General features: G+C 29.9%; 6 protein-coding genes. 4 read left to right on the forward strand and 2 right to left on the reverse strand.

The features are described from left to right. From ABY863_RS12110 to ABY863_RS12125, 4 genes are all read left to right on the forward strand, one after another. The coding region (locus tag ABY863_RS12110; protein WP_372795193.1) for a hypothetical protein at nt 1–778 on the forward strand (778 nt) is incomplete at its 5' end. 347 nt (nt 779–1,125) lie between these two features. Further along, on the forward strand, nt 1,126–1,512 hold the full coding sequence (locus ABY863_RS12115; RefSeq protein ID WP_372795195.1) for an HU family DNA-binding protein: 387 nt from the start codon (nt 1,126–1,128) through the stop codon (nt 1,510–1,512). A 105-nt stretch (nt 1,513–1,617) separates the two neighbouring features. Further along, nucleotides 1,618–2,829 carry a metallophosphoesterase gene (locus ABY863_RS12120; RefSeq protein WP_372795197.1) on the forward strand — a complete coding sequence of 404 codons (1,212 nt, stop codon included), beginning with the start codon at nt 1,618–1,620 and terminating at the stop codon, nt 2,827–2,829. Between the two features lie 85 nt (nt 2,830–2,914). Further along, a complete protein-coding gene (locus ABY863_RS12125; RefSeq protein ID WP_372795199.1) occupies nt 2,915–3,211 on the forward strand; it encodes a thioredoxin family protein in 297 nt (98 codons plus the stop codon). Between the two features lie 109 nt (nt 3,212–3,320). Here the strand turns inward: ABY863_RS12125 and ABY863_RS12130 are convergent, their stop codons facing one another. Both ABY863_RS12130 and ABY863_RS12135 read right to left on the reverse strand, forming a co-directional pair. Beyond that, complete coding sequence (locus tag ABY863_RS12130; protein ID WP_372795201.1) at nt 3,321–3,947, reverse strand: polysaccharide deacetylase family protein; 627 nt, start codon at nt 3,945–3,947, stop codon at nt 3,321–3,323. Nucleotides 3,948–3,949: 2 nt separating this feature from the next. After that, nucleotides 3,950–6,484 (reverse strand): hypothetical protein (locus ABY863_RS12135; RefSeq protein ID WP_372795203.1); only part of this gene is annotated, 2,535 nt, incomplete at its 5' end.

Genomic DNA, 6,484 nt, shown 5'->3' on the forward strand with positions numbered 1-6,484 from the left:
ACCTGCATGGAGGGAACTGACTTCAGGAGCTTCACTTATTGATGCTGATGGCGATACAAAAATTGAAGTAGAGCAAACTCCCGATGAAGATAAAATACATTTTTCAACGGCAAATGTTGCTGGAGATGCCTCAGTTGAAAGAATGACTATAGACAAAGCAGGAGTTACAAAAATTGGAGATATTGCTGGTGGTAATAACACTAAAATTGAAGCTGATGGTACTCTTATGTTTGAGGGAGACGCTGAAGTTTGGGATGATTTAAGAGTTTCTATGGATAAGGGTTCCAGTTCAGCTTCTCTTGATTGGTTTCCAGGAGAATCTAGCGGTCCTCAAATTTGGTATTTTCGTGACGCAAAAGGGTTGGAATCTTTAAGTTTTCAAGTTCAATTGCCACATAGTTATAAAGAAGGAACTACTGTTTATCCACATTTACATTGGACACCAAATGCTTCTGAATCTGGTGACGTTGAATGGAATCTTGATTATACCTGGGTAAATTATGATGCAACAACTCCAGCAGTTTTTCCTGCAATAACTACTAGTACAGCTGTAGCAACTGGCCCTTTTACACAAAGAACACACTTGATTACGAGTTTAACAGTAGGTGGTGTTGGTTTAGATGGAACAGATAAAAAAATTTCAAGTATATTAATATGCCGTTTATGGAGGAATTCAGGTAATCCAGCCGATACATACACTAATGATGCAGGACTATTATCACTTGATTTTCATTTTCAAATAGATACTGTTGGAAGTAGAGCAACATTTGTAAAATAAGATGTTCATAAAAAATTAAATAAATAGGAATTAAGAACACTAAAAAATGTATCTTTATATGTTGAATTACAAATAGCTTATTTATAGTTGCTTAGCTATCTTAAAAAGTAAAGATTATTTATTATAGAACTTTTAAAAAAAATTGTATAACTTTTGAAAGAAAGTTGTACAATTTTTTTTGTGCATTTGTACAACTTTTGCGCCAACTAACAACCAATATAGTTTATTTAATGAAGTACTAAAGCTCGTTTAATAAGCAATTAACTACTGTTTAATAATGTAGTATAAAAATGTTACTTTTGGTAGTAACTAAAAACAATTAATTAGTATCCTAAAAAAATAGTGCTATGTCGTTACATTATCGAATTACAAAAAGAAGAAACAATATAAATAATACCGATGAGCCTCAATACATTATGCAGGCAGTTAGTAAAGGGATTATAGATTTAGATAAAATTTGTTATGATATTAGCCAGCAATGCACCTTAACCGAAAGCGATGTTGTTGGTGTAGTAAAAGCGTTGGGTAATAAACTGCAAGATAGTTTAGAGCAAGGCTATATTGTAGATATGGGTGATATTGGTAGGTTTAAATTAGGATTTAAAGGAACCGCAGAACTTGAGCCAAAATTATTGTCTAGAAAAAGCATTAAAAAGTTTATTTTAAATTACCAACCTTCTAAACGTATGAAAAACAACTTAAAGAAATCTATTCCAGTAGTGAAAGAAAAGTAATTTGTTTTATATAGTTAAAATAGTAGTTTTAAAAAAGTTGTTAAAAACATCTTAAATATTTCTTTTGAAGTTTAATACTCATAAAATACAATTAGATTTGTTTTTATGATGAGATGGATAATTTTTATTGCATTTGTACTTTTTATTGATTTTTATGCTTTTCAAAGTGTAAAAACAGTGACTAAAAACAAAATAGGTTATGTGATTTATTGGCTTTTTTCCATAGCTGTTTTTGGAAATGTGATTTACCAACTCACTACATTTAACAATTCAAAAGGCATGCCACAATCGGTTATGTTTGCTTTTGGATTGTTGATTTTATCTATGGTTCCCAAAGTAATTGCGCTAATAATTATGTTTGGCGAAGATATTTTTAGAATTTTAAAAGGAGGGTTTAATTATTTTATTGGTTCAAAATCAACTACTTTTTTAGTGGATAGACGTGAGTTTGTGAGTAAAGTGGCATTAGGTCTAGCCGCAATTCCATTTGCATCAGTTTTATATGGTATGGCTAGGGGTAAATACAATTACCAAGTAATAAAACACACGTTGTTTTTTGATGATTTACCTAAAAAGTTTGAGAATTTTAAAATCACCCATATTTCTGATATTCATTGTGGTAGCTTTGATGATGCTGAAAAAATAAGTGCAGGGATTGATTTGATAAATGAACAAGCATCAGATGTTATTTTATTTACGGGCGACCTTGTAAATAATACTGCTGATGAAATGGTTCCCTGGATTCCGTTATTTAAATCGTTAAAAGCACCGTTAGGAAAATTTTCAGTTTTGGGAAATCATGATTATGGCGAATATGTACGTTGGAAAACTCCAGAAGAAAAAGAACAAAATTTTCAAGCAATAAAAGAGTTACACCCTCAAATTGGTTTTAATTTATTGTTGAATGATAGTGTTTATATAGAAAAAGAGAATGAAAAAATAGCGTTGGTTGGTGTCGAAAACTGGGGGACTCGTTTTAAAAAAGCAGGTGATTTAAACCTAGCTTCTTCAAAAATTTCAAAAGAAGATTTCAAAATATTATTAAGCCACGATCCTTCACATTGGGAAACTGAAGTAAAAAATCATGCAAATAATTATCAGTTAACTTTAAGTGGTCATACGCACGGAATGCAGTTTGGAATTGAAATTCCTGGTTTTAAATGGAGCCCTGTTCAGTATATATATAAACAATGGGCAGGTATTTATAATGAAATAGGTCGCACTATAAATGTGAATAGAGGATTTGGTTTTTTAGCATTTCCGGGAAGGGTTGGTATTTGGCCCGAAATAACCGTAATTACTTTGAAAAAGAAGTAGATAACCATTTTTCAAATTAAAATGTTACATTTGTAAGTACAGTAGGCTTTATTTTTTGATTATTGTTAGAAAAGATGATAAAATTATGACAAAATTTGGAGAATTAATTAGTTCAGATATTCCTGTTTTAATAGACTTTTTTGCAGAATGGGAGGAGGATTCTAGTGATTTACATAGTGTTTTAAGAAATGTAGCAGCAGCTCTTGGAGACAAAGCAAAAGTGATTAAAATTGACATTGAAAAAAATGAAACACTTGCAAATGCTTTAAGAATTAAAGGAAATCCAACGTTTATAATTTACAAAGATGGTGAAATGAAATGGCGTCAATCTGGAAATCAAGATGCAAATACTTTAATTAGTTTAGTTGAGCAATACATTTAAAAGCCCCCTAACCCCAGAAGGGGAATAAAATAATTAAGGATATTAAGAGACAAGTTATCAGTTTTTTTCTCTATTCTATTTCTCTTTTGTTTAAATGATTACTTTTTCACTATTCAATACTTTTAAATAAAAACCCTTTAGAGGTATAATATTCTAAAAGTTGAGGTAGTACAAATTTTAATTTTTCACTAGCCTTAACGCTGTCATGAAAAACAACAATACTTCCATTTAAAGTGTGTTTAATAACATTTTTTAAACATTTTTCTTTTGAAATTGAAGTATCAAAATCAGCACTTAAGACATCCCACATAACAATTTTATAGCCTTTTCCTTTAATCTGTTTAGCTTGTGAAAAGCTTAATTTTCCATAAGGTGGGCGGAAAAGTTTTGGTTTTTTTTGGAAAGCTGATTCAGCTTTATTAATATTATCTAAATAATCAGCCGTTGTTGTTTTTAAACCATGAAGGTGATTATGAGTATGATTACCTATTGAATGGTTATTGTCAATTATTTTTTGGAAAATTTCAGGGTGTTGTAGTACATTTTTACCAATGCAAAAAAAAGTAGCTTTTGCATTGTATTTGTTTAATTGATCTAATGTCCATTCTGTAATTTCAGGAGTTGGCCCATCATCAAAAGTTAAATAAATTGCTTTTTCTTTTTTAGAAAAACTCCAAACCCAATTTCTGAAAATAAATTTTACAAGACTTGGAGTTTTTACTAAATAAGGCTTCATTATTATTCTTTACTTATTAAAAAATCAAATAATTTTAAGTATTCAACATACTCTTCTTTAATTGAATTAGCATATGTTTCTTCATCAAAACGAATGGCTGTTTTAACTATTTGGTCATACATTAACAAACTACGTTCAACTTCATTAAAAACGCTTTCAATTTCAGACTCATCAAACTGACTGTAATAGGTTAAATTTTCTTGTAATGCAGTTTTTAATTCGGAAGCTAATTTTCTGGCTTTTTCTTTTTTATCTAAACTATAGTATAAATCTAGATAAGAAATTAACATACTGTAATGTCCAAATTTATGTACAGGCATTTTTTCTAAAGAAATGTCTAAAATTTCTTCAGCCTTCTCTAATTTATTTTCTTCAATTAATGTTCTAGCCAATCGCTCCATATTGTTACGGTAGGAGACTGAGTTTTTTCTGGTTTCAGGATCTAAATAAATGTTATCATCAGTTATGTTTCTCCAATCCCAATTTTTCACATTTTCGTACATAATATCTGTATTTATACGACCCATCTCAAAGAAATTACCATCATTTGGAGTTTTAATTGGTACTAATCTATATGCCATTCCATCTAATTGTAAGTAATCTTTTAGCCAAATATATTCTTCAGCAGCTTGTGCACCACCAGTGAAATAAATTGGTTTTTCCCAATTGTTATTGGCTAAAATATCAAGCATTAAAATTCTATTTTTTGAAAGTGCAGTTGAAACTTCAATGTCAATATAAGGAACAATTAAATCAGCATCTTTTTGAGCAACAATACCATTTTTTAAAACAGTTTCTTTATTTACCGGAATTCTAATTTTAGTTGTAGGTAACACTTTTTCTTTAATCCCATCATCATCTAAATCATAAAAAGTAATGTCTTTGTCGCTTTCAATCCATTTCATAAAATAATCAATATCAACAATAGAATCTTTAAATTGAGGATAATTCATTTCCTGAACTTGTTCAAAAAAGTAAGCAACGTCCAAAGATCCTAACTTGTATTTATCGTGTGTTAATTGAGAAGGAATAGGATCAGCTTTATATGTTTTTCGCTTCATTTGATCTATATACCAATCGGTTTGAAAAAGACTGGTGTTAATCAATTTCATATCAGTTCTATAGTTTTCAACTTCTTGCATATACCACAAAGGGAATGTGTCATTATCTCCAATAGTAAATAATATGGCATTTGGGGCACAAGAATCTAAATATGCTTTTGCATTTAAATGAGAAGTATATCGGTTTGAGCGATCATGATCATCCCAATTTTCAAAAGCCATTAATGTTGGTACGGCTACTAATGAAACTAGTGTAACCGCTATGGCTACTGCGTTTTTATTTGCATATTTTTTTAAATATTCAAATAAGGCAAGTACACCAAAACCAACCCAAATAGCAAAAATGTAAAAGGAACCAACGATGGCATAATCTCGTTCCCTTGGTTCAAATGGTTTAGGATTTGTATAAAATATAATGGCTAAACCAGTGAAAGCAAAGAATAAGAGAAGTGTGTAAAAGTCGTTTTTGTTTTTCTTAAGTTGAAAAACAAGTCCAATGATTCCTAAAATTAAAGGAAGAAAATAATAGGTATTTCTACCTTTATTATTTTTTACATCTGAAGGTAAATTAGATTGTGGTCCTAAATGTAATTCATCAATAAATTGAATTCCACTTAGCCAATTTCCATTTTCTAAATCAAGTTGACCTTGCTCATCATTTTGCCTTCCAACAAAATTCCACATAAAATATCTTCCATACATATAGCCAAATTGAAAATCAATCATAAATTTGATGTTTTCAATAAAAGTGGGCCTTCTTTTACTGCTTTGAGGAATTCCTGCTATGGATTTGTAGTTTTTAATGACTCCGGCATCTGTACTTACCATTCTTGGAATAAAACCTTTGTGTTTGTTACTCCAGTTTGGTAAGGCATCTTTGTAATTATTTACAATTACATATTTGTTGGTTTTTTCATCTTTCTCATATTTCGGCTTATCATCTCTTGTTGGATCTTCAGAATCAGTATCTCTATTGTAAATAAGTGAATAATAAGTGTCGTAAAAAACATTAGCATCACCATATTGTTCACGATCATAATAAGCTAATAATTCTCGGGCACTTGAAGGATTATTTTCGTTAATAGTGGTGTTTGCATTGGCTCTAATTGGTAGCATTAACCAAGATGAAAACCCAATCATAATAAACAGTACAGATAGAATTAGTGTATTGGCTTCAACATATTGTTTTTTATGAGTATAATTTATTCCAAAGTAAAAAGCTGCAATTAAAAGGAGGAAGGCAATAATACTTCCAGAGTTAAAAGGCAATCCTATTGAATTTACAAAAAATAATTCCAGTGCACTAAAATATTTTAAGGTATATGGAAATAGCATTTTAAACACAAATACCAAAACTAGTATTGAAACTACATTGGCAATAATAAATTGTTTTGGAGTTAAATTTGTGTATCTCTTATAAATATAAAGAAATACAATGGATGGAATTACTAATAAAGATAAAATATGAACTCCAAA

The organism is Lutibacter sp., from assembly GCF_041562875.1.
In the GTDB taxonomy this organism is placed as follows: domain Bacteria; phylum Bacteroidota; class Bacteroidia; order Flavobacteriales; family Flavobacteriaceae; genus Lutibacter.

Excerpts from the sequence above, each read along its gene's own strand:
- ABY863_RS12115 (WP_372795195.1), top strand. The coding sequence starts at position 1,126 with ATGTCGTTACATTATCGAATTACAAAAAGAAGAAACAATATAAATAAT.
- ABY863_RS12120 (WP_372795197.1), top strand. The coding sequence starts at position 1,618 with ATGATGAGATGGATAATTTTTATTGCATTTGTACTTTTTATTGATTTT.
- ABY863_RS12125 (WP_372795199.1), top strand. The coding sequence starts at position 2,915 with ATGACAAAATTTGGAGAATTAATTAGTTCAGATATTCCTGTTTTAATA.
- ABY863_RS12130 (WP_372795201.1), bottom strand. The coding sequence starts at position 3,947 with ATGAAGCCTTATTTAGTAAAAACTCCAAGTCTTGTAAAATTTATTTTC.